General features: G+C 70.2%; 1 protein-coding gene (running past both ends of the window). It reads left to right on the top strand.

All 25069 nt of this window come from inside a single coding sequence — locus NE236_RS26210, WXG100-like domain-containing protein (protein ID WP_252844803.1), on the top strand. Of the gene's 50370 coding nucleotides, 8067 precede the window and 17234 follow it; the stretch shown corresponds to coding positions 8068-33136 (codon 2690, complete, through codon 11046, partial); the first complete codon in view begins at position 1. The start codon and the stop codon both lie outside this window.

The raw sequence follows: 25069 nt of genomic DNA, 5'->3' as shown, positions 1-25069 counted from the left end.
CTGACGTCCGAGCTGCCCGCCCACCTCGACTTCGAGGCCACCGCCCCGGCCGCGCTCAGCGGCGCGGGCCGGTCGTTCCAGGCGATCGGCGAGGGCCACGACCTGAACGACACGGCCTGGCGGGACCGGACCGCCGAGTCGTTCCGCGAGGACTTCTTCGACGGGTGGCGCCTGCTGTGGGTACCGCGCGACCTGTCCTCGTCCTGGTCCGGCGACGAGGCGATGACGACCGACGCGTTCGGGACCGGCCGCACCGAGGCCATGGCCGAGGAGCGGCCGGCCATCGTGACGGAGACGTCGATCCCCACCGACCTCGACGAGACGCCCCCGTCCCCCCACGTGGAGGAACAGGGGGACACCCGGCCCGCGAGCGAGGTCGACCTGCGGCTGCCGGAGCCCGACGAGATCGCCGAGGCCGAGCACTGGGCGCTGATGTCCCCGGAGGAGCGGACGACCCTGCTCGGGGAGCCGAGCTCCGGGCGGTACCGCCCGGGCGATTCCGACCTCGGTCCCCGCGACCAGCAGCAGACCGCGCCCCTGGACTCGGGCGACGTGACGAACGCCGAGTCGTCCGTGGTGGAGGCGGATCCGACGCTGTACGAGGCGGTTCGGCACCTGCTGCCGGACGGGACTCCGGTCCCCGGGACGGACGGCATCTCATCGGTCGAGATCCCGGCGTCGGTGGTGCGGGAGCACGCGCGGGCCTGGTGGTCGGCGATGGGCGAGGCGCCCGCGACGACACCCGAGATGCTCGAGCAGGTCGTACGGCGGACCACCGAGCGGGTGGCGCACGGCGAGGCGCCGGTGCCGTACCTGCTGGAGGACGCCACCGGGGGCCTGGCCGACCCGGCGCGGGGCGGTCTCACGTTCGGGATCGAGATCGAGTTCGACCTTCCCGAGGGCCTCCCGCAGTCGGAGAAGGAGGCCGTGTATGCGGTGATCATCGCCGATCTCAGAGCGGCCGGGCTGACCCGTCAGACCGAGATAGCCGAATACCGCGCGGTGGTGGAGGAGGGCTACGCCAAATCCCGGGACTGGTGGCGCCTGGAGAGGGATCCCACTGTGGACGCCGAGCTGATCTCTCCGATCATGGAGGACAGCCGGCAGTGGTGGGAGGACCTACAGACCGCCCTGAGGATCGTCCGCGAGCACGGTGGTCGGACCACGCAGCGGACGAGTGCCCATGTCCACGTGGGCACGGGCCGGTTCGGCACGAACCCCAGGGTCTACGCGGCGCTGCGGGCGTTGTACGCCGGTCATCAGGCCGAGCTGTTCCGGCTCGCGATGAACCCGCGTGTCGACGCCCACCGGGGTCTGAAGCATTCAAAGCCGTTCCCCCCGGACGCCGAGTACGTTCATATGTGGGCCGCCCCCGATCAGTCGAACAGCAAGGACGCGTTGAGTTTCAGGCGTGTCCAGGGCAAGGGCACGGATCATGTGGAGTTCCGGCAGCCGGACGGAAGCGTGTTCGAGGGCGAGCACCAGCAGAATGTGAACTTGGCGCTGGGGTTCGTGCACGCGGCACTGCGGCTGGCCGAGGATCCGACCTGGCGACCACCTGCCTCGCAGGAAACCGACTCCTACGCCGCCGTGCCGCAGCGGGTCCACCGTGCCGCGGATGGACCGGGATCAGTCACGGTCTTCGAGCCGGACGCGGCAGAGCTGACCGCAGGCATGCGCAGCATGCTCGACACCATCTTTTGGCGGCCCGATCTCCGCGAACAGGCCATGGCGCGGTACGCGGTGACCTCGTGGTTCGGTGGGCGCGGTGCTTCGGCCGGTGTCGTGGATCCGGCTTCGGTGCCAGGTCTGAAGGGGCTGGCGTCCCTGGGCGGGGTGTTCGTGACGCGGTCACCGGGGGCGGCGCTCTTCCGCGCGACCGACGACATGGCCGACCGCGGGGAGATGGCGCTGGCGGACCGGCTGCGCGGGATGGTTCCCGGTGGTCAGGCCTTCGTGGGGATGGTCGCGTTCGGCCGTCGGCCGTACGTACCGCACGTTTTCGGTCCCGGGGGGAGCCAGCGACCCAAGGTCGCGGAGTTCATCGCGATGCTGCGTCACCTGGGCTGGTCGCCGGGGATGCCGCTGATGATCGTTCATCCTTTCGAGGACACTCCCGCGTCGCTGGTCGCCTGGGGTTCGGACCTGGCCACCGAGGTGGGGGAGCCCGTCTACATTCCGGCCAGCGGCAGCGAGTACGGCGAGGACGTCGAGCTGCCGTCCGGGCGCTTGGCGGACCTGTCGGGCGTCGAGGTCTTCGGGCCGCCCGGCGGCGCGATGCATGACGACGGCGAGATGCTGGTCCTGCCGGGGGCCGCGTGGTTCCGGGCGCTTCCGAGGACGAGGGCGGGCGACGCGGGACCGGACGTCGGCCGGCCGGGCGGAACCGGCTACGTTCGCTACGGCGCGGCCGGCCGTGAGGCGGTCGCGAGTCCGGCGGAAACGGTGTCGAGCCGGCCTGGCGTGCCGGACGGATCCGTCGTGCCCTCCGACACGGCCGAGCTGATCCGCTCAGCCCTCGCGGGCGAGACCGGTCGGCCCGAGAACGGTCTCGAGCCGCCCGCCGAACCCACACGTGAATCCGAGGTCCCCGTCACGGATGACGCCGAGGCGGCTCATGCATTGTCCGGTAAGGCTCAGGCGGATCTGTTCGCCGAGGTGCGGGGTGGGCTGAACGAACAGGGCTGGCCGTTGGCGGCGGGTGAGGCGGAGCGGCTGTTCGGGTGGTTGCCGCGGTTGTTGGCGGAGAAGGTGCCGTCTTCGGAGAAGCGGACTCTGGGGTCGGCGGGTCTGCGGATCGCGCAGATCTACATGTCCGCGATGCAGCGTGGTGCGGAGACGCTGGAGGAGGTTCTCGAGCGAGGGGAGATGGCACGCGCGCGGGGCGGGGCGCCCGGTAAGGGCAAGGAGGCGGTCCGGGGCGATAACGCTGGCGATCCAGGGCCGTCGACCGCGAGATCACGGGCCCGACGTGGAGCCGCCGGTCCAGCGAATCCGTCGGAATCAGCGGTGATCGGCCTGCCCGGGCTGTCCTATCCCGGCCCCAGCCGTCTGCCCGACACGCTCGGGGATCCGGGCGCCAGCAAAGGTATGACGATCCACCGCGGTGACTTCGAGGTCGAGCTGGTCGACGGCGCACACTACGTGCGCGTGTACTCGGCGGTCGCCGACCCCCTGGCGATCACCCCTCTGCCGGGCCGGCCGGGAAGGGGAACATCTGCCTTCAAGGATGTCCACCAGGACGCCCGCACCGGTGCCATCACGGTTTCGGCGGGGAAGATCGATATTTTCTGGGCAGGTGTGGGTCGGCCGTTGCGCGCCGTGCAGTGGTTGCTGAAGTACCAGCACACTGATCCGGCGTGGCGGCCGGCCCTGCGTTCGTTCCTCGTGCCGTTGGACGCGTTCTTGGAGCTGACCTCGACCGCGGCAACGGAGGCCGTGGCGAATGTGCTGCCGTCGTCATCCTCGAACGTTGACGTCCGGGGCGATATGAACCAGTTCGGGGTGCGAGGGCCGCATCTAGAGGCCCTTGCCACCCTCGCCAGGCCAGGTTCGCTGCGCAGCTATGTGAGCTCTACGTCCGACGTGAAACTCAAGGCTCTCGCCGGCGAGGTGCGGCCTGTCTCGGAGCTGTTCGAAAGGCTGGGCATCGACGGCTTCCAGTCCGACGTCCTCGGCAGGGATTACGATCCCTGGTTCCAATGGTCTTGGGACACGGAAAATAATAAATGGACGCCGAATTTCCAGCTCGATGCGAGCCTGCTCCATAATCGCGCTTACGAGTTGCGTGAGTGTCATGTGACATACCGGCAGTCTCGGCTGCCGGCAGCTCAGCGCACGCCGAGCGCGCTGCTCGATAACGATATCGGCGGGTGGCCTGGTAAGGGACCCGGCTACAGGCCACCTGATAGGAGCTTCGCCGCGCGCCTCCGGCGCCTGAACGCCTTCCTCAATAAAGTGGGCCCACCTGCCGCCAGCGTAGGGTCCGTCATCGAACATGCCGTCGGTGAGATCAAAGTCGCGGCTCGGGATCATATCGCCGCAATTACGAATCCACCGCCCATCGATATCGCTGCGGTCAAGAGCCGCTTGGCGACTAATATCCTCCCGAGCACCGTTGCGGTGACGCTCAGGGCTTTCGTCCGGCGGATGAAGGAGGAGTACGGTGTCGTCCGCTCTCCGGAAGCCCTTCTCGCCATCCTGAACGACACGTGGACGAGTCCGAGTGGAGAAACCAAAGACTTCAGGACCGCCGTCCTGACCCACGTCACGGAGGTGTTCGCCGGAGCGGTCGAGCAGGATGAGCGGCTGGTCCATTGGCTATCCGGCGGGGTGAGACATGATCTCGCGAACGTGATCCGCGCCGAAGGTGGGGCGGCCATCGTCCGCCAGCTCACCGGGATCGCACAGGATCCGCCCGCCGGGTGGTTCTCCACCGCCAGGGACGGATGGCTGGGCGGCCTCGTGGCGAATGCCGGCAAGCCGATCGTGGATGACGTGGCGCTGCGGCAGGCCCTTACCGCTGTCATCAACAGGCTTCGGGGCACACCCATCGACCTGGCCCTGCTGCGTGACTCCATCGAGCACCTGCTGCCGGGCATCGAGAAGGTCAGCGCGAAGAGTCTCCAGGAACGCGATTTCGTCGGCGCCGCGCCGGAAGTGATCCGTGCCGCGGTGACGAACGAGCTGGTCCCGGGCATGGTGGGGGCGACCCGGCGCGCCCTGTCGGGCAGCCCTTATCTGGCGCACGTATCCAAGCAGTTCCGTGTGCAGATGGCCGACCAGATCGCGAATCGGGCCGGCGGCCTCGCCGCCGCGGCCGCCGACTCGATCGTGGTGCCGCCCGTGACCGCTGAGCAGGTCGAGGCGTTCATGGAGAAGGTCCCGGCGGTCGCCACGCAGGCGGCGATCGGTGCGTTGATGGCGGCCGACTATGAGCGGTTGAAGGTCGACGCGGATCTGCGGACGGTCGACCCGGAGAATGTCGCGGCGCAGCCGCCGTTCCCGAATTCCTTCGCGGAATGGCGTGACACGCGGGCCGAGCGTGAGGAGTGGCACCGTGAGGTGGGCTGGCGGCTGAGCGGGCTGCTGGAGTCCGGTGGCACCGTGCAGGTGGTGGCCCGCCGCATGGTGGATGGGTTGCTGGCCGAGCTGCCGGAGCTGACGTCGAAGTTCGACGCGATCTGTGCGCCGTCGGAGCAGTTCACGTTCTACGACCATGCTCAGTTGGTGTTGGGGCAGTTCCTTGTTCTGGCGGGTGAGGCGCGGTTCGTGTCCGTCGACGCGGTCGCGAAGGCGATTCTGTTCCATGACATCGAGAAGGAGGCGTCGAAGGCGGCGTTCGGGAAGGACGCCGACAGCCACGATCGTGAGCCCGAGCATCTGCTCGCGATTGCGATGATGCGGCGTTATCCCACGTTGTGGTCGAGCTATCGCGATTTCCTTGCGGCCCGGGCGTTGGTGGATTCGGATCCGATCGGGCTTTATCTGCGTGGTCGGCATGATGCGGATACCGCGTTCGGTTACATCGTGGAGTGGGCTTATCGCCTGAGGGTTGCGCGGGATGCCGTGCCGGCGGTGGAGCAGGCGCCGGGGCGTACGGCGTGGGAGCTGGATCGGGAGGCGGTCGAGCAGGCTCTCAACAGCCTCGGCCGCCGTCCGCCGGCTGATTTGACGACATTGGAGCAAGGCGGATTCGGTGCGGACGCGCAGCGCTTTTTCGTGGAGACCCACCAGTATTACCAGGCGGACTTTTCTTCGTACACGCCGACGGCGTCGTATCAACGGAAGAAGGAAACCACGCTGCGGTACGCACCGAACCGGAACTTCGCCAAGGAGTTCGTGTGGGCGGACGGAACGGTCACCGACGGAGGTGAACTGGTCCGTGATGGCGGACGCTTCGTTTATTCGGCCAAGTACGAGGAGCTGTACCGGAAGCTCGCGGCGATGTTCGAATCGCCGGCCACGATAGCCGAGCACTACGCGCGGATCCGCGCCGCCGAGACCGAACGGCTCGCCCGCGACCTGGCCGACCCGGCCACGGACGTTGTTCCACAGTTCGACCGGGCGGCGTCGGCCGTCGAAGCGCTCAATCCTGGACAGCCCAGGGAATCGGCCGCTCCGCCCCACGATTCCCCTCCGGCCGGCCCGTCGCGCGAGAACGGGGCCGACGTCCTTCTGCGAATGGTCGGCGCGCCGGCGAGCCAGTCGCAGGATGTTCATCCATGGGACCTGTTCAAGGCGACGATCGACCCCCTCCTTCTCGCCCTGAAGCGTGCGCCTGAGCGGACCGGCGAAGCCGGTGACGCGCTCAAACGGCTCAGCGATCGCGTCTACAACGAGGATCTCCTCGCCGGACGGCTGACCTACGCCGAGATCAAGGCGTTTCTCTTCGGGAACACCGAGAGGTTCACGCAGATCCTTCCGGACGGGGCGGCCGCCTCCGTCCTGATGCACAGGATCGTCTCGCTGCTGACGATGGCGACCACCGGAGCCGACCGGGAGGACGCGAACGAGTGGGCCACCGGCATCCTCGCCAAGGTCGCAGAGCGGAACATCCCACCCGCCGGCACCGACGCCGTACGGGGCGGCGACCTTTCGGACCTCGCGGACGCCGCGACAACGGCGGATCCCCACGGCGACACGCGGATGACCGACGCATCGGCTTCGCCGGAGGCCGAGGAGCGGTCGTCGATGGCCCCCGGGACCCAGCCGGCGGGTCCGGGACACGCCCCGGGTACCGCGAGCGCCGCGCCGATCGTCCCCTGGGACATGGTGACGCGCCTGGCGGCGATGTCGCCTGACGACCGGGTGTCGGAGTGGGAGTCCCTGCCCGCCCGCGATCGTGAACGGCTCATGTTCGACCGGAGCCCCACGGGTCGCCTCGTGAGCCGGGCCTTCGTGACCGGGATGCGTCGTGAACTGCCGGTGCGGGAGTTCCTGGACCTGGCACCGCACCTGTTGCTGGAGGTGCCGGCGGGCGTCAGGCGGCCGGCGGCGACGCGTCAGGATCTGCAGGGCATCTTCGCGCGGATGCTCGTGAAACCGGTCGTGGCCGAACGTCTGCTGCTCGCCGGCCCGCGCGTGTGGGTGATCCCGAGGGATGAGCCGCTCACCTCTCTGGAGCCGTGGCGCCATCTCGCCGGCATCGGTGACTGGGACACGGCCCGGACCCACATCGAGGTCCACGATGACCCGGTGATGGTCGTAGGCGAGGAGATAGTCCTCGATCCGGACGGCCTCTCGGTGATCGTCAATCAGATCGCCGAGCTGATGTACGACTCCGCGCTGACCGGGAAGCAGCGGGACGCGGTCGAGGGCTGGTTCACCGAGAAGGAATACCTCGGGGAGGCCGTCCAATGGCCCAACGGGCGCTACCGCAGTCCGGAGCACCCCGATCCCCGGAAGCGGGATGACGTGAACCGTACTGCCGTGGATGTCCGGCAGTACTTCGTCGGGCTCGTGACCGCGCACATGAGCGCCAACGCCGGGCTGGACGCCAACACGCTCCTCCCCACCAACGACGGACCGCACTATGTGAGGGCTCACGAACGGCCGCTCTACGGCCTCATGAAGTGGCTGTTCGGAAAGGACCCCGCTCGGGCGACACTCGACCTGTTCGAGGAGGCCCCTGAGGAGAGCGAGACCTATCAGGGCCTCAAGCGGCTATGGGATCCCGCCGCTCTGGACCATGCCGGCCTGGTCGCGCGTCTGGTGCGGATGTCCGCGGATGAGCGGGCGGCGGAGCTGCGGATCATGCCGGACGACGACCGTATCGAGCTCAGGAACGTGGACTTCGTGGCGAAGCTACGGGAGGGCTTCACGGATCCGGAGGAATTCGCGTCGGTCGCCGCGCGGTTGCTGATCACGATGCCGCGAGAGGTGGAACGGCCGTTCGCGGCCCACGGTGCACTCGCGGCGCTCCTGACGCGGTTGCTCGCGGATCCGGACATGGCCGAAGGGCTGCTGCTCGGCCCTGGGAGCGCATGGGTGATCCCGAGGGGCGAGCGGTTGACGTCCTTGCCCCCCTGGCGCAGGCGGGCCGGTCAACCCATCCCCGGACGCGAGCCCTGGGACCGGCTCCGGGGCGCCCACCAGCACGGTTCGGGAATGACCGCGATCCCCGAGGAGAATCTCCTCGGGGAGGAATCCCTCATCGGAGGTACCGATCCGGACGGCTATTCCACCGGCGCCCATGAGATCTTCCACTGGCTGCACGAGCACCTTCCCGAGGACGAGCAGCGTCTCATCTGGGAGAGGTTCCAGCGGAGGAAGAACCTTTCGGAGAGGTTCCTGAGGGCGAAGGGTCCTGGTCGGGTTCCGGTCCAGTGGCCGGACGGTCCGTACACGCACCCACAACGACCTGAGATCAAGAACTACTCGGCCCAGGACGAGTTCGAATACTTCGCGCAGCTCGGGGCCGTGGCCCTGGGGGTGAACAAGGGAGTCGACGTACGGACCGGCCTTCCGCGTAACAACGGGATGAAGTGGGTCGAGACGTACGAGAAGCCCCTGCTTCCCATCCTGAAACGGCTCCTCGGGGGCCGGGACGATCCGATGGAGGCCAACCCGGTCGAAAAGACGCGGGAAGAGAATGATCGTCTCCCCGCCTTCTGGTCGCTGGTGAGCGGGTGGCCGGATTCCTCGTCGCTTCCGGCGAAGCGTCTGGTGGGACTGTCGCCGGCGGAACGGGCGTGGACGTTGCAGTCCCTGCCGGGCGACGAGCGCGCCGCGCTGGCGAAGGACCGGCGGTTCGTGGGCACCCTGCGGGCGGCGCTCCGGCCCTGGGAGTTCGCGGCGGTCGCGGCGGAGTTGATGATCGAGATGCCCGAGGGCGTCGATCGGCCGGACCTGGTGCGCGGGCGGTTGCGGGCACTCCTGACCCGGGTGTTCGTCAACCCGCTGGTGGCCGAGAAGGCCCTGCTGAGCGAGGCGCGGGTCTGGGTGATCCCGCAGGGCAGGCCGCTGACCTCCCTGCCGCCCTGGCGCGATCGCGCGGGACGCGGTGATGGGGACGTCGTTCGCGGTGCCTCGGACGGTGAGTTCGACCTCGTTCCCGGGATGACCGCCGTGGCCGCGGAGGACATCCTCGGCGGCGAATACTCCCGGGCCACGTCCCATCTCGCGAGCCTCATCAAGGTCACGGCGTTGACCAGCAAGCAGTGGTGGGACGTCGTCGAATGGCATGGCGAGAAGCGCTTCGCGCAAACGTCGGGGCCAACCGTCGAATGGCCCCACGGTTACTCCGGGATGGCCAACTACCTCCGCGCCGATGCCGCCGACCGGGACCAGCGCGCGTACTTCGGCCGGCTGGTCGGCGCCTACCTGGGGTTGGAACCCGGAGCGGACCCTGCCACGGGTCTGCCGCGCAACACCGGCCTGGACTACGTGCGCCGGCACGAGGAACCGATACTCCCGCTCCTGGACTGGACCTTCGATGCTCCGGACTCCCTGAACGGCGCACCGCCGGTCGACGCGACGTCGCCGGCGGACGAGGTGACACGCGAATACCGGGAGTTCTGGGAGCACGCCGGCCGGTCGTCCACCGCACCGTCGAGCCCGGCCCACGTTCCGGCCGGCGACACCGCTGCCGCCGAATCCTCCCCGGCGCTCCACACCGTGGCACCGAATGAGGCGGCCTCGTCCGGCGATCCCACCGAGGTCGGTCGCGGGAACGGGCACCGTCCGGACCACGCACTCGCGCCGCCGCCTTCAGAATCGGAGGCGGCCCGCGACGTGCAGCCCAGGTCCTCCAGGAGGCGGGGGGCACGGCAGGGAGGACCGGTACCGGGCCTGCAACGGCAGGACGCGTTGCGGCAGGAGCCTCGGGGCCAGGAGGTCTTCGCGCAGGACGGCCTCCGGCAGGCCGGCTTCGAGCGGGAGATCGTCACCGAGGCCCTGCCGCCCGAGACCGTCGCGCGAGTGATGGGAGGCCGGCCGCCCTCGTCGCCTCTGGCACAGCACCTGGTGACGATGTCGGCGCAGGAGCGGGCGTGGGCCCTGCAGTCCATGCCGGCCCCCCAGCGGGCCGCGCTGGCGACCGACCGGGCGTTCGTCGGCACGCTCGCGCTGGCCGTGGGCCGGGAACTGACGGCGAGGGACTTCGCGGCGACCGCGGCGCAGTTGCTGATCGAGGTGCCTTCGAGGGTCGAGCAGCCGGAGGCGGCGCGGCAGCGGTTGCAGTACTTCCTGGCGCAGATGCTGATGAATCCGGAAGTGGCCCTGCGGGTGCTGGCGTCCGCCTCCGGCGCGCGGGTGTGGATCATCCCGCGGGGTGAGCGGCTGACCTCCCTGCCCCACTGGCGCGAGCACGCGTCCGACACGCACATCTGGGTGCAACGGCCGGGCGGGGGGTTGACCGCCCTGCCCCTCCCCAACCGCGCCGACCAGGCCCGCGGTGCGTACGACTACCCGTCCGGGCACATCGCCGTCTCCGAGGAGGACCTGCTCGGCGAGGAGCCGCTGATAGACGGCGTCCCCGGTGGTCCGGACGGCCATCTGCTGATCTTGAGGTACCTCTCGGTTCTCATCCTCGGCAAGGGACTGACCCAGGAGCAGCGCGAGGAGGTCGCACGCCGGGCCGCCGAGGCGGACGCCGCCCAGCGGAACGGAGGGACGACGGCCTTCCAGGGCAGTGGTCGTCGTCTCGGGGCGGGAGATACGAGGACCGGGGGAATCCCCGGCCTTTCGGCCGAGGACCGGCGACGTCAGCTGGCCCGGCAGGAACAGACCTCCCGCGCGGGAGGTTCTGCCACGGGCGCGGCGGTGCGCCGCGGCGCCGGATACGACAGGCCGGCGATCTTCGATGACCTGAGTGGCTCCGGTATCTCCGACCGCAGGGTGAGCGCCCAGATCGTCGACTTCTTCGCCAAGCTCGTACGGGACTACTTCAACGCTCCGGAAGTCCTGCGGATGCGTGAACCCCTCATGGCCTGGCTCCTCGACCGGGTCTTCGGCGAGCCGCTCGCGGTCGGGCGCGTTCAGCCGATACCGGCGACCCGCGATTCCTACCGGCCGGGCGGGTGGTCGCCGCCCGTTCGGTCCGTGCCGCTGCCGGCCGACGGATCCGGGCCGTGGCGGACCTTCGGCTCCCTCGATCCTCAGGGGCTTCGGCGGTTTGTGGGGCTGCACGCGTTCCCTCCGGCCGAATGGGCGCTCCGTGCGCCGGACTACGGCCGGTTGCGGGAGATGCCCGCGGTGCTGTGGCGCCGGTCGGAGGGGCGCCTGGAAGGTGCGCGGTTCACCCCGCCGTACCGGGACCCGCAGTCGACCGCCTTCATCACGGGGCACGGCCGGAACCTCGATCCGGGTCTGGTCGGGGCGGCGGCGCGGTCCATCGCGGACCAGGGGTACTCGGACGTCGTGATCCTCGCCTGCCCTGTCGTGCGGGAGGGGGAGGACGTCGTGGGACCGCCGGTGTGGGAGACCGGCATGGTCTCGCATCGGTTCCTCACCCAGGTGGCGGTCACCCGGTCGGCGATGCACCTGGCGCCGCGGGCCGACGGCCGGCCGAGCGTCTGGCGGGTCGCCCGTCCCGATGGCCGCCTGGCCGACTTCCCGGCGCAGGAGACGCTGACCTGGGACGTGCCGGCGTCGGAGTTCCCGGAGGAGCGCTACTTCAACGCGGGCAAGAGCGTCCGCTGGGCCGACGAGGGGGGCGGCAGCCTGGAATCCCCGCGCTCGGGCCGACCCCTGCCGAACGTGCGGTCGGCTGCGAGCCTCGCGAGGAACGCGGCGGAGAATCGGGCTCTGCTGGACCGGGCGGCAGAGGCCTTGCGGAACGCCCAGCGGCTGAAGGCGCTGTCGCCGGCCGACCGGTTCGCGCGGCTGGAGTCGATGTCGGAGGAGGAGCGGGGCGGCCTGGCGCGCAATCCGCAGTTCCTGGCCTCCCTTCGCGGCAACCTGCCCCCGGAGCAGTTCACGTCGGCGGTGGCGCAGCTCATGATCGAGACGCCGCCCGGGGTCGAGTCACCGGCGGAGGCCCGGCGCGCGGCCCACAGGGTCATCACCGGGATGCTCTACCACCCGGAGCTCGCCGAAAAGATGATCAGCGACGGCGTCAGCGTGGTGATCATCCCGCGAGACATGCGGCTCACGTCCGTGGACGCCTTCAGCACGCTCGCCGGAAGACAGCAGAGAGCCCGAGCTGGGAAGGCGCCGGTCAGGTACGACGAGGCGCGCGTACACCGGCAGATCCGCACCATCGGGATCGGCGAGGAGCTTCTTCTCGGCGCCGCGACCACGGGAGGCCGTGGCCCTCAGGCCCTCGCCCGGCATTTGGGCGATGCCGTCCACGCCTATGGGCTCACCCGGCCGCAGAGGAAGCTCGTCGAGCGCGCGAACGAGGTGGCGGCGTTCTCATCGGCCGACCGGTCCGCGTGGCTCCGGTCCATGTCCCCGGCGGATCGCGAGGTCATGGCGCGCGATCCCCACTTCGTCCGTGCCCTGCGTGCCGCCCTGTCGTCGGCCCCCGAGGAGTTCGTGTCGGCGGCGGCGCACCTGATGCTGACGGTCTCCCCAAGCGTTGCGGAGGCCGCGACCGCCCGGCGGAACGCACATCAGGTCATCGCCCGGATGCTCGCCAAGCCCGGTGTGGCGGAGCGGATGGCGGTCGCGGGCGTGAGCGTGGTGGTCATCGGGGAGAATGAGCGGCTCACTTCTCTGCCCCAATTCAGGGCGTTCGCCGGAAGAAAGAAGGGAGACGGGCCGTACGAGCAGGTACGCGCCGACTTGTACGGCCGCACCATAGGGATCGGCGAGGAGCGGCTTCCCGGGGGTGCGGAGGCGGGAAGCGGCGATACCTCCGTCACCGGTCCCCTCGCCAAGTACCTCAAACGAGCCATCGACTCCTACGGGCTGCCTCAGGCGGACGTACGGCGGACGACCACCGCGCGTCCGGCCGCGGGCCTCGCCCGATCGACCGACCGGAGCTCCGCCCCCTACCCGGCGGCCGTGCGGCCCGATGCCGGCGGTGACGTCGAGATGACGGAGGCTCCTCCGCGCGACGTCGAGATGACCGACGCTCCCTCGCTGGACGGCGCCAACCTGGCCCCCGCGCCTACACCGACCTCGTCGGCCGGTGCGCCGCGTGCCGAAGCCGCCGCCTCCGGATCCTCGGCGTCTTCGCTCTCGCGGGGTTGGAAACGCCTGAAGGGCAGAGTCCGGAACATGGCCTCGGCGCTCGCCCCGGAGACGGAGCCTGTGCAGGCGGCCAAGGGGCTGGCGGCACTGCCGCCGGCCGACCGATTCGGGATGGTGGCGGGGCTGCCTGCGGAGATACGAGGCTGGTGGGCCCGGAATACGGAGTTCGTCAAGGAACTGCGCCGCTCGTTGCCCCGGGATGAGCCGGAGCATTTCGCGTCCGTGGTGGCGCAATTGATGATCGCGGTGCCGCCGGGCGTCGAGCGGCCCGCGATGGCGCGGCAGGCGCTGCACGACATCATCACCCGGGTGCTCCGCCACAATTCGAAAGTGGCGGAGAAAGTGCTCACGGAGCAGAACGGAAGGGCGGTGATAATCCCGCGAAACGAGCCGGTAACGTCCTTGGATGGTTTCCGTGAGTACGCCGGGACTCGTCTCAAGGGCAAGCCTCTCGAGGATCATCGCGGCATGGAGGTCGATGGTCTCGTCACGATGCCGGAGGAGAACATCCTCGGTGAGATCAGCGCGTTCACCTCGGTCTACCCCATGCACTACTCCGTCGTCATCCACGAACTCGCCCACGTCGTCCACAAGACGCTCGGTGACAAGGACAGGCGGCTCATCACCCGGGACTTCGCGGCCAAGAAGAAGGCCGGGGCCAAGGTTCAATGGCCGGACGGGCCATTCGCCAATCCCAAAATACCGGGCAGTCTGAACTACTCGGCGACCCATGAGAAGGAGTACTTCGCCCAGCTCACGAACGCCTGGCTGGGGACGAACGGGGGGATCGGAGCCGAGACCCTCCTGCCGCGCAACAACGGGCCCAAGTGGGTGCGTGCCCACGAGTCGACGGAGATGGTCGAACTCCTGGAGCGGCTCTACGGGCCGGGTGGAGGCATGAACAAGGCCAATCCCATCTTGCAGACCTACGCGGAGGAGCGGAGTTACCAATCCCTCCGGGAGTTCATGGGGGAGTCCGGGGGGAAGCGACCTTGGCTTCCGGGTGCCGTGGCCACCCCGATCGTGACCGGAGAATTCGATCCCGGCACCGGAACCGTGTCGTTCGCCGGGTACGCCCGCGATCCGCGGCAGACGGCGCGCTGGATCGCCCGGAACTTCGCCGGCACGGAGTCTGATCACGTGATGCTGATGGCGCGCGGTGCCGGGACGTCCACTGCGGCCGGCGCGTCCTCCTTCGCCGACCGGCTCGCCGCACACGTCGACCGCCGGGTCATCGTGGTCGACCCGTACACCGGAGCCCAGACGGAGCACCGGCCGCCCTCGCAAGCCGCCGGGGCGCCGCCTTCCGGAACGTCGTCCGGCGCGCACACGTCCACGGCGGAGACCGGAGACACGGCTCTCGGCGGGAACCGGGTTTTCATGGCACCAGGTCGGTTGGACGCCGGGCCGAGCGCGAAGCGCGTCCGCTGGGCCGATGACGAGGGCGGCGACCTGGTGATGGAGGAGATCGCTCCGGTCGAATCGCGGGAGACGCTGATCGTCCGTGGATCCTACGACCATGGCGCCTTCACGTTGTTCTTCGAAGGCGGCCCGAGGACCCCCGAGGGGATCGCACGCTGGGTCGGCAAGAACACGGCCTATGAGCCGGGTGATCCGCTGCTGCTCCCGGTGCACGGAACGGCGACGTCGAGGCCCGGCGGCGGCCTGTCGTTCGCCGACGAACTCGCCGTCCGGCTGGGCGGCCCGGTCCTCACTCCCGAGACGGAGGACGTGTCGGCCGACCGCTGGATCGTTCACCAGCCGGGCGACGCGGCGTCGACATCGTCTGAAGCGCCGGAGACGGAGACGGCACCCGAGACGGCGCTCGTCCCCGTACAGGACGGTTCCGAGCCGGTCGGGACCGAGCAGGCCGGGTTCGAGCAGACCGGGTTCGAGCAGGAGGACGGCGGCGAGCAGTCGCGCGCCGTCCAGCAGGCTCCGTGGTACGTCGAGACCGACGCGTTGGGAGAGGCGACGTTCACCGGCGTCGACCCGTGGTCGGCCGACCAGGTCCAGTTCTGGGCGCACCACGTCGGCAGCGCCGCCAGGCACGCGGACGACGGCCCGAAGCTGAGCGCGGCGATCCAGCAGGGGCTTCGGGACCTGCTCCGGACCGATGACCCCGAGGATTGGCGGCTCCTCTTCCAGAAGGGGCACCTGTCCGTCGCCGACGGCCGTCTGGTCTGGCTCCGGCCCGTCCTGAGCGACGTGACGCTGGGGACGCAGCCGAGCGGCGGCGTCCGGGAGTTCGCGGTGTCGTTCGCCTCGCTGTCGTCCGGCGGGAAGACGTCCCGCGAGGTCTCCACCGGGCTCGACGGGATGCTGCTGACCTTCATCAGCCTGGGCACGGCGGTGGCGTCGGTGTTCATCCCCGGTGTGCCGATGATCGGCGCGGGCTCGGCCCACGCGCGGGAGGTGGAGCGGGAGCGGCAGCTCATCGCCGGCCGCAAGCTCTTCGTGGCCAAGAACACCCGCTTCCGCAGCGGCATGGCGGTCCGGGTGTTCGTGGACGGCGAGGAACGTCCGAACGACGTGGTGCTGCCCACGCGCTTCGACGTCGACTTCCCCGAGTCCTTCACGGCCACGGACGCCCCGCGTCCCGACCGTACGGTGCCCAGGACCGGCGGTGGGCAGGCCGGGCAGCGGCCGTCCCAGGCCACCGAAGTGATCAACGCGGTCGACACGATCCCGGCCGTGACGGCGCTGCAGCGCCGGCTCCTCGGAGCGCAGATGCCCGCCAAGTCCGTGCATCAGGTGATGACCGAGGTTCTGGAGCACCTCACCGAGCCGTCGGTCCGCAACCGCAGCCGGCTGTTGCTGAGCAGCGGCATCCCGACGAAGCAGCTCCGCGTGAAGATGGCGAAGGGCTTCTTCAAGGGGCACTTCTCGATCGGCGCGCGGATCGCCAGCCTCCAGTACATCGGTGACAGCGACACCCCCGTACGGTTCGACACCGGTGCGGGCCTGTCCGTCAAGCCGGGCCGGCTCGCGGAGAGCAAGGCGTTCATCGGCTTCGACCTCAGCTTCGCCGGACTGGCCGACCCGAGCCACCACGACGACGGCGAGAAGGGCTTCGTCCACGGCCCCGCGGTCGCCTTCGGGTTCTCACGCGGTACCGGGTACGGCGCCACCGAGCAGGCCCTCGGCCACACCGTCCTGAACACCACGGGCCCGCAGTCCCGCTACCGGTCGGGGCTGGAGCTCACCGTGGACATCCGGTCGACCACCCACGACCTCGAGCGGGTCAGCACCGTGGTCGAGTCGGAGGTCAGCGTCGCCCAGCGGGACGCCGCCGACTTCGAGGAGCGGCTGACCGGCGCCGTCCAGACGCCGGAGCTGCGTCCCCGGCCTGCGCAGGACGGGACCGAGACCTCGCCGCTGGCACAGGACGGCACCCAGACCCGACCGTTGGCGCAGGACGGGACCGAGACCTCGCCGTTGGCGCAGGAGGGCGTCCACACGTCAACGGTGGCGCAGGACGGCGCGGGACAGGACACGGCGGCGCCGGTGCCGGCGCGGCCGAACGTCGGTGTGCTCGAGCCGCCGCGGACCGGTCTGCCGCCGCGGCCCGCGTACGTCCGGCCGAAGCGGCTGGGCCGCACGATGAAGGTCGATCCGGGTCACCTCGAGCCGCTGGCGCTCGCGGCGCGCAAGGGCATCGGTTTCGGGATGGGCGTCACCCTGCCCGGCTCGGAACTGGTCCACGAGCAGTTGCGGGGGGTCCTCGCCAGGCTGCACCACGACTCACTGTCGGAGCGGCCGCGGAAGCAGAAGCCGGACTGGTCCAACGTCGACCTGGAGATGGCCACCTGGTACAGCCGGCCGGCGCTGGAGTCCGATTTCAACCCCCTGATCGCCGCGATCGAGCACACGGTGACGCTCGGCGGCCGGAAGTACGTGCTCAGGGCCAAGGCCCACCTGATGGAGCGGCTGAACCGCGACGGCGTCTACAAGATGACCGTCAACGGCCGGGCGCTGATGGCGGCCTCGGCGGCCGGGCACCGCAAGACCGAGCTCGGCGTGCGGGCGGCGGCCGGTGCGGGCCTGCGGGTCAGGGCGTTCGACTGGCTGCGGGTCGCGATCGGTGCCGGTGGCGTGCGCGGCGGCTACGCCTACAGCCCCAAGAAAGACTTCTCCGGGGGCGCCAAGTCCTACCGCCGTACCGAGACCACCGAGAACGTCGACGAGCACAACTACAACGTCATCTACGAGCTGTCCGTGCGGGCGGTCGGCGGTCACGCCGAGCCCTGGTTCATCGATCGGCCGAACGATGTCACCGCGCGGGTCGTGGTACCGCACGAGCACCGGCCCGCCGTGCCGCTGACCCTGGAGCAGATCCGGGCGGCCGGCCGGGCTGCCGTGATCCGGTACTGGCCGCAGGAGCCCAAGGCCGACTTCTGGGCCGGCGGGACGTCCGGGCTGTACCCGTCCTTTTTCGTCATCCCGCACCTTCCCCGCCTCGCGGCCAGGATGTACGCGAGGGCGAACGGCCTGCCGGACGACTGGCTCGCCGATGAGGCCAACTGGCCCCTCGAGCTCAAGGAGATGGCCCAGCCGGACAAACTCGCCGCCTTCTTCCCCGCGCTCGCCGGGACGTCGGGCCGCTTCGTCGGCCTGCCGCGAGGCGCGGACGGGATGAAGCAGGCGCTGCGCATCCGGCTGCGCGGCTACCGGCCACGCCATGTGAACGCCGACGACGGCACGGAGATCGAGCAGTACGCGCAGGGAACCACCCAGCACAAGGCCTCTGGTGAACACAAGTGGGGCGGCGGCCCGATGTTCAGCGCGGGACCGCAGTTCCGGCTGGGCGCTGAGGCAAAGCCCCCGCACTCCCTGAGCCCCGAGGACGGCCTGTTCGGCGGGGACGTGCCGGACCTGGCGGGGGGCCCGGACCACACCGGGGGCGAGGACTCCTCGGTGGAGAAGGACCATCCTCTCGGCGCGCGTGTCCAGGTCACCGGCCACGGCGGGGCGCAGTGGGAGAGTAAACGGGAGAAGGGCAAAGAACGCGGCCCGGTCGACATCAGCCGGGCCACGTACGGCGGTAAGACGCACACCTACCGCATGGACCCGGTGTTCGAGGTCACGCTCTTCCGGTGGAAGGGCAGGTCCCGCCGGACGATGGGAACCCGCTACCTGCGGGTGACGGACGCGATGGACCTGCTCGTCCCGGAGCGCCGGATCTTCGACCTCGGACTGACCGCGCCGGGAGTGACACCGCCGGTTCCGCATCCGCCGACGAGTCACGTACCGCCCCCGCTGCTGAAGGGAATGTCCTACCCGGAGACCCTGGGCGGGGAGGACGTCCTCGACCGGATCAAGGAACGGCTGCGGGAACGCGGCCTCCTGCGCGCGTTCTTCGACGACGAGGAGCGGCCGAACCTGCTGTGGCGCATCATCGAGTCGGCCTACGCGTCCGACGGGCTGCGCAACCAGTACAACGGCGAGCTGACCGGGTCGGGCGTGACCCGCTGGGTGCCCCTGCCGCTGCCCTTCGGCACCACCCGCTACCTCTGGATACGCCTCACGGCGCGGACCGGCGTCGCCACGGAACAGCTCGATCGGCCGGAGGTGAAGCTGACCCTCCGCAACGAGGGACAGGCGGAGCTGACCGAGAGTGAGGGTTCCTCGTTCGGGTGGGACCTCGGCTTCGACGTTCGCGCCCGGGTCGGCCGGGAGGGTCATGGCCAGGGCCACGCGGGGCCGGAGATCGGCGGCGGCTACGAACGCAGGTCCGGGCACGGCTCCGAGGAGAGCGAGAAGAAGCTCGAGATCTACCGCGCCGGCACCCGGGAGGGCTCGCAGGAGTACAGGCATCCGCTGGAGTTCCGGCTTGAGATGGGGCTGAGCGTCGAGCCGCCGGAGATCCTGAACGTTCCGGTGCGCGGCGTCAAGGGGGTGGTCACCGGCCTCGGCTGGCTCACGCAGGCCCGCGAGCTCGGTGATCTCTGGTACGACCTCCGACCGTTCGTCTGGTACCACGTGGACGAACCGGGTCCGGACGGCCTCAAGGGCGACGTACGGCTGCTGGTCCCGAACCACATCGCCATGCTGGACGTGCCGGCGGAGGCCCCCGCGCCCGTCCTGGGGACCGACCCGCAGTGGGTCGAGCACGGGCCCTGGCAGGGACAGGACGCCGGCGCGGTGAACGCCCTCATCGAGAACCTGCATCCGTGGGGCGTCCCGTTCGCGGGCGCCGTCGAGCGATGGGCCGGACCGGTCGCCTCACCGTACGGGGGGCCGAGGGACCTGCGGACTCCCGGCGCCTGGCGGGTTCCCGGCCTGGACTTCACGACGATCGCGGGCCTGCGCTACCAGCACTTCACTGGGCAGGGCATGCTCCGGCCCTACATCAAGCACGTCCTGGGCAACGCGTACCAAGTGCCGGTCTTCTGGCGGAAGACCATCGTCGGAGCGGAGATCACCCGGGCAGAGGTCATCGGACCCGTCGACGGCACACCGTTCAAGGGACGGATCTACACCCAGGAGAGCGAGACCGGCAAGGAGAAGCACGAGGAATCCGCCGGTTGGCACCTGAGGTTCGGCCCCGAGGGCGGCAGCGAGGCCGGGTCCGCGAAGATGCTCGGCATCGGCCTCGGCGAGTACGGCCAGGAGCACTCGGAGGAACAGTCGGGTGAGCTCGGCGCGACCGAGGAGCGGAACAAGGAGGCCACCCGCAGCTACCGCCATTACAGGTTCGACGTCGACGTCTACCTGGCCGGTCCTCGCGGCATCATCCGGGTGCACGCGCCCGACGGCCTGTACGGCATGCTCCCGCTCGAGGACGACCCGGCCGGAGGCCGCCGACTGGCCGACGATCTGGAGACGCGGCTGCCTCACCTCTTCGGCCCGAACCCGGAGACGTCGGAGCCGGTCGCCGGCACCCCCCTGAAGCGCCGCTGGTACGAGCCCAAGCGGATCCGCGCCTTCGTCCACAAGAAGATCGAGAACCTCAAGCACCCTTCCGCCGCCCCCGTCACGTCCGGCGACCAGACGCCGGTCACGCCAGGTGAGGACACCCCGGCCACGACGAAGCGCTGGTACAAGGCACCGGCGCTCCGCCGATTCGCCCGTGAGCACTTCCCCTCGATCCGATCGCGTTCCACGGCTCCGGAGAGCCGGCAGGACGAGCCGGTGACGGCGCCGGAGCCCCCCGTGCCCGTCGATGAGGCCGAGCCGCCGCCGGCCGCGCCGATGAAGCTGGCGGACGTGCTCGAACGCGTCGAGACGCGCTCGGCCACGGACGGACGCCCGGTGGGCATCTGGTTCCCGGACGCGCCGGCGGACCTGCCCGCCCTCGACGACGGGACCGTCCGGCTGCTGGGCGCCATCGTGCCCCCGGACACCGTGTTCGTCATCGCCCGGATCCGGAACGGCGACGTCGTGATCGGCGACAAGGCCGTCCCGATCGACGTGCTGACCGCCGTACTGACGGCCGAGGCGCCCGGGTACCAGCCGTTCCTGCTGGACGCCGGCTCGGCGTCACTGGCCCGGCGGCTCGCGGAGGTGACCGACGGGCCGGTGCCGACCGCACCGTACGGCGTGGACTACGACCCCGAGAGGGGCACGCTGACCGCCCGGTCCGCCGGCGACCGGCGCCCGGGCAAGGGCAAGGCATCCGGTGCCGGTGACGGCGCGTCCCGGGCCGACGCCGGGACAGGGCGGTTCCGGTTGTACGAGCCGGACACGCCGGTCGGTACGCCGGTGCACTCGGTGCTGACCCCCGAGCTCGTACGGGACACGCCGGCCGGGACGCCGCCGGGGCCGCTCGGGATGCCGCCGGCGCCGTCCGGCCTCGCCGGAACGGCGCCGAAGGACATCGACCCGATGGCGCGGTCCCGCGGCGTCCCCCGAGAGGGCCTGCCGTACATGCCGGCGCTGCTCAGGGCGGTCACCACGGAGCTCGCCGCCCGCGGGGTGACGGTTCCGGACACCGAGCTGAGCATGCTCGTCAAGCAGCTGCTCGCCAGGTTCCCGTACACCATCGGCGACAGCGGCGACGACGCCAACACCAGCGGCCTGATGGTGCAGCTGGGCGAGGCGGAGCTCCTGGTCACGTTCGACCCTCGCGACCCGCAGGTCCGCGACGACACGGCGGACGAGACGGCGGAGTCCACGATCGGGTCCCCGCCGCCGGAGGGCTTCGAGACGGTCAACGCCACCTTCGCGACCGGGACGCACGTGGACACGTTCACGGGTCAGACGGGGCGGACCGCAGGTGCGCTGTCGGCGTCGTTCGGGATCGGCGCGGGCGCGGGCATCAGGGCAGGGGTCTCGATCAGGGGTGTCGCGAACCAGTCCAACCGCAGCACCGGCCACCTCATGGACGCCGAGAGCGGCCACGTCGAGGTCAACCGGATCACCGAGACCCTGGTGGCCCACCGCCCGAACATCTCCGTCAAGGTCCGTACGACGTCGCCGGACGGGAGCACGCCCGACTGGGAGAACATCAAGCCGGTCAGGATCGCGGATCCGGGTACGGAGAGCCTGAAGCTGTGGCTGGCGGACAACTACGTCGAGGACCCGGCCGGGAACCAGGTCACCGCGACCGGCGATGGCGTCAAAGCCGACCGGCTGCCGCCGCACTTCTACGCCTCCGGCCTGACGAGACTCCCCAAGCTCTTCGACGGGATCGTGCGCACGCTGGAGTCGCAGGGCCTGACGCTGAAGATCGGCGGCAGCACCCGGAGCGAGCTCTACCAGAAGGTGCTCCACACCAACACCCACCTCGCCAAGGCAGTCAACGACAAGAAGGGCGGCTACCGGTTCACGCTGCACGACGACCACGGCCGTACGGTGGCGTCGGTGCGCATCCGCGGCGTGCGCCCGCCGCGGGAGGCGCGGCAGGTCGGAGTGACCAGCGACAAGCGCCACATCGAGGACGTCGGCACCGCGATCGACGGCACCAGCGGAGCGCACAACCTCACCAACAGCAGCACGGTGACCCCGCTGAGCGTGGACGTCAGCCTGCTGCCCCCGGGCCTCTCCGACCTGGGCCTGGTACTCAACGTGAGCGGTTCCTACACCGAGACGAACGTCGACGCCCTGTCGGCCGGCCGGGTCGGCCTGCTCGTCCAGGTACGGCGCTGGGTGGGCCACGCCGGCGCGTACGACGTCGAGTTGCTGCTGCAGGCGGAGGCGAAGGCCCGAGGCGCGAAGACGTCACCGGAGGCGAGGACGGTGACGGAGCCGGTGGTGAGCCGGGGGCTGATCAGCGTGCCCGAGCCGCAGGCCTTCGAGCACGGCCTGCCGGTGGACCGGGAGGCGCTGAACCTGAAGACGCCTCCCACCGGCGACACCGTTCCGTACGATCCGCGGCTGGTGCGCGGGACCGGGGACGACGTCGCGCGGAAGGGTGCCGTGCCGGACGACGGTGCGGTCGAGGACGTCGCCGAAGACGACGCCGACGCGGAGTTCTTCAGGCTGGCCCGGATCGAGCCCGCGGAGGACCCGCGTCCCGGGCCGGTTCCCGCGCCCGTCCTGCGGGGCAAGGGCATCCACTTCGGCCTGCTCTTCCCGGAGGAGTCGACCGTCGAGGAGCTTCGCCGCATCATCACGGACGAGGTGCGGCCGTACGGCTTCCTGCCGGAGGACGACGACGATCCGTTCGCCGGAGAGCACTGGTACACACACGGTAACAAGCTCGAGAGCCGCTGGAAGAACCAGGACCTGCTCGAGAAGGAGGTGTCCCAGCAGGGCCTGTTCACCAACTACGACCTGATGAAACAGGACGGTCTGGAGTTCACGTTCAGACTGCGACACGGCGGCGCGGGCGTCGATGTGGACGTCGACTCCGCCAAGGTGACCATCTGGGCCAGGAGCCGCGCGGACGCGCCGCCGGAGTACCTCGACACCACCGACGCGTTCCACCTGACCAACCTGCCGATGGGCATGGACACCGCCGGGTTCTCGACGAACCACTCCCGGAAGCTGGCGCTGGGTTTCAAGTTCAAGGCCGTGTACCACTACCTCAAGGCGGCCCTGGTGGGCGCCGAGGTGCAGCGGACCGTCGGCGCCACCGACGCGATCGGCTTCCTGCACAACCGGCCCGAGCTGCTGGACGTCGCCGGCAAGGCGCTGAAGCTCAGGATGACCGACGACTACATCGTCAAGGTCGAGTACCAGCATTCGGGGCCGAGAGGCAGGATCGCGAAGGGCCGGCGGGACCGGGTGCTGCCGACGCTCGAGCGGCAGACGGCCGAGGCGTACGTGCCCCCGCTGGGCATCAAGCGGCATCCGTCGCTGCCGCCCGCGATGATGTCGGTCGCCGAGCTGCTCAACACCGAGAAGCACACCCCGCCCGGCGTCCTGGACCAGGCCGTCGTCCTCGGCGTGGACGTCACCGGCCTGCGGGCGGCGGCGGCCCGGATACTGCCGGACCTGGTCGGCCCGGCCGGACCGGCGGACGGAGACGTGAGCGCGTTCGCGGGCCTCACCGTGGTCCGGGCGCACCTGAAGGAGATCCTGAACCGCGAGTACACGACCGACCGGCCGTTCGACCCCGGCCTGCTCCGCGACACCTTCGGCGCGCTGGACATCTCCGGCTCGATGGGCCCCGCGAAGTTCGTCGACGCGACCTCCGACCCCTTCGTCCTCGGCCTCATCACGCTGGTGCTGCTGGAGAGCAAGCTCACCGCGTTCAAATCCTGGGGCGTCACCTGGGAACAGCTCGACGCCGTCCTCGGCGACGTCGCCGGGCAGGCGAACGTCTCCGGTGAGTTCGACCTGAGCCGTCGCTGGCAGCACAACACCGGCCGGACCCGCGGGGTGAGCGGCGCGCTCGAGATGATCAGGCTCAAGATCGACCGGGCCTACCTGTTCGAAGCGCCGGTGGACTTCACCGTTCAGGGCCGGCAGGAGAAGCACGCGAAGCTCCTCCCCACGGGCATCGACCGGCGGGACCCGCAGCGGCTCGACGGCCGCACCGTGTGGTTCCTGCTGGCGGAGCAGGACGCGCTCCGGCAGTACGCGCGCCGGGACGTGCCGCTGTCGGACCGTCAGCTCACCGATGTCACCACCCGCTGGCGGGAGGGCGAGCTGACCGTGACCGGCGACGTCATGGCGGGTCTGCTGACCCGCTGGCGGATCGACGTCGCGGGACGCGCGCAGGTCCCGGGCAGGCGACTCGCCGTGATCGACGAGCTCGGACGGAACCTGGCGCGGGCGCACGAGCTGGGCGGCCTGCGGGTGCTCGACGCCCGCGTGCGCCGCGAGTTCGGCGAGGCCTTCGGGCGGACGCTCTCCGACCCGCCGCCCCTGGACCCGTACGTCGCGGCGCCGCAGAACCATCTGGAGTCTGTCGATGGCGCCGACGACCGCGTGGCGGCGGAGCACCTGCCATCTGTTGAGTTCAATACCGAGGGGATGCCCGTACACGCGGCGACCGACGCCGAGGGCACCGATCAAACCCGCACGCCACCGGGTGAGGGAGCAGGTGCGCCCTCCGACTCGCCCTCCGACACGCCGGAGAAGCCGGCCCCGATCCGGGGGCTGCCCATGGGGATGGCCCTTTCCGGGCGCTTCGGGGAGGCGGGCAGGATCGGTGATCTGGAAGGCCTGATCGCCGAACTGGACACGGTCATACGCGAGGCCGTACGGCAGCTGCCGCTTTTCAACACGGACGTCGAAGAAATCTCCGATACGGACGTCGACGAATTCGTGAACATCGCCCTGGAAGAGCTGGCCAAGACCCGGCAGGAGGCGGGGGACCAGGAGTGGGGCGACTGGCTCGCCCACGGTGGAGTCGACGCCATCGCCAAACTGCCCGGCCGGGACGACTTCTACCGCGTCAACGTCACGCTGGAACTTCCGCGTGAGGGCGTGCGCGAGACCGCCCGGGTAGCCGGCCCGGATAATCCGAAGGAGGGAGAGAAGTGGGGGGTCGCCTGGGACCCTGAGACGGACCTCCGCGTCACCGCTTCCCAGGCTT

It is taken from the genome of Actinoallomurus purpureus (genome assembly GCF_024055795.1).
In the GTDB taxonomy this organism is placed as follows: domain Bacteria; phylum Actinomycetota; class Actinomycetes; order Streptosporangiales; family Streptosporangiaceae; genus Actinoallomurus; species Actinoallomurus purpureus.
Note: the sequence above shows the minus strand (reverse complement) of the source record. Positions and strands in the feature narration are given on the sequence as shown.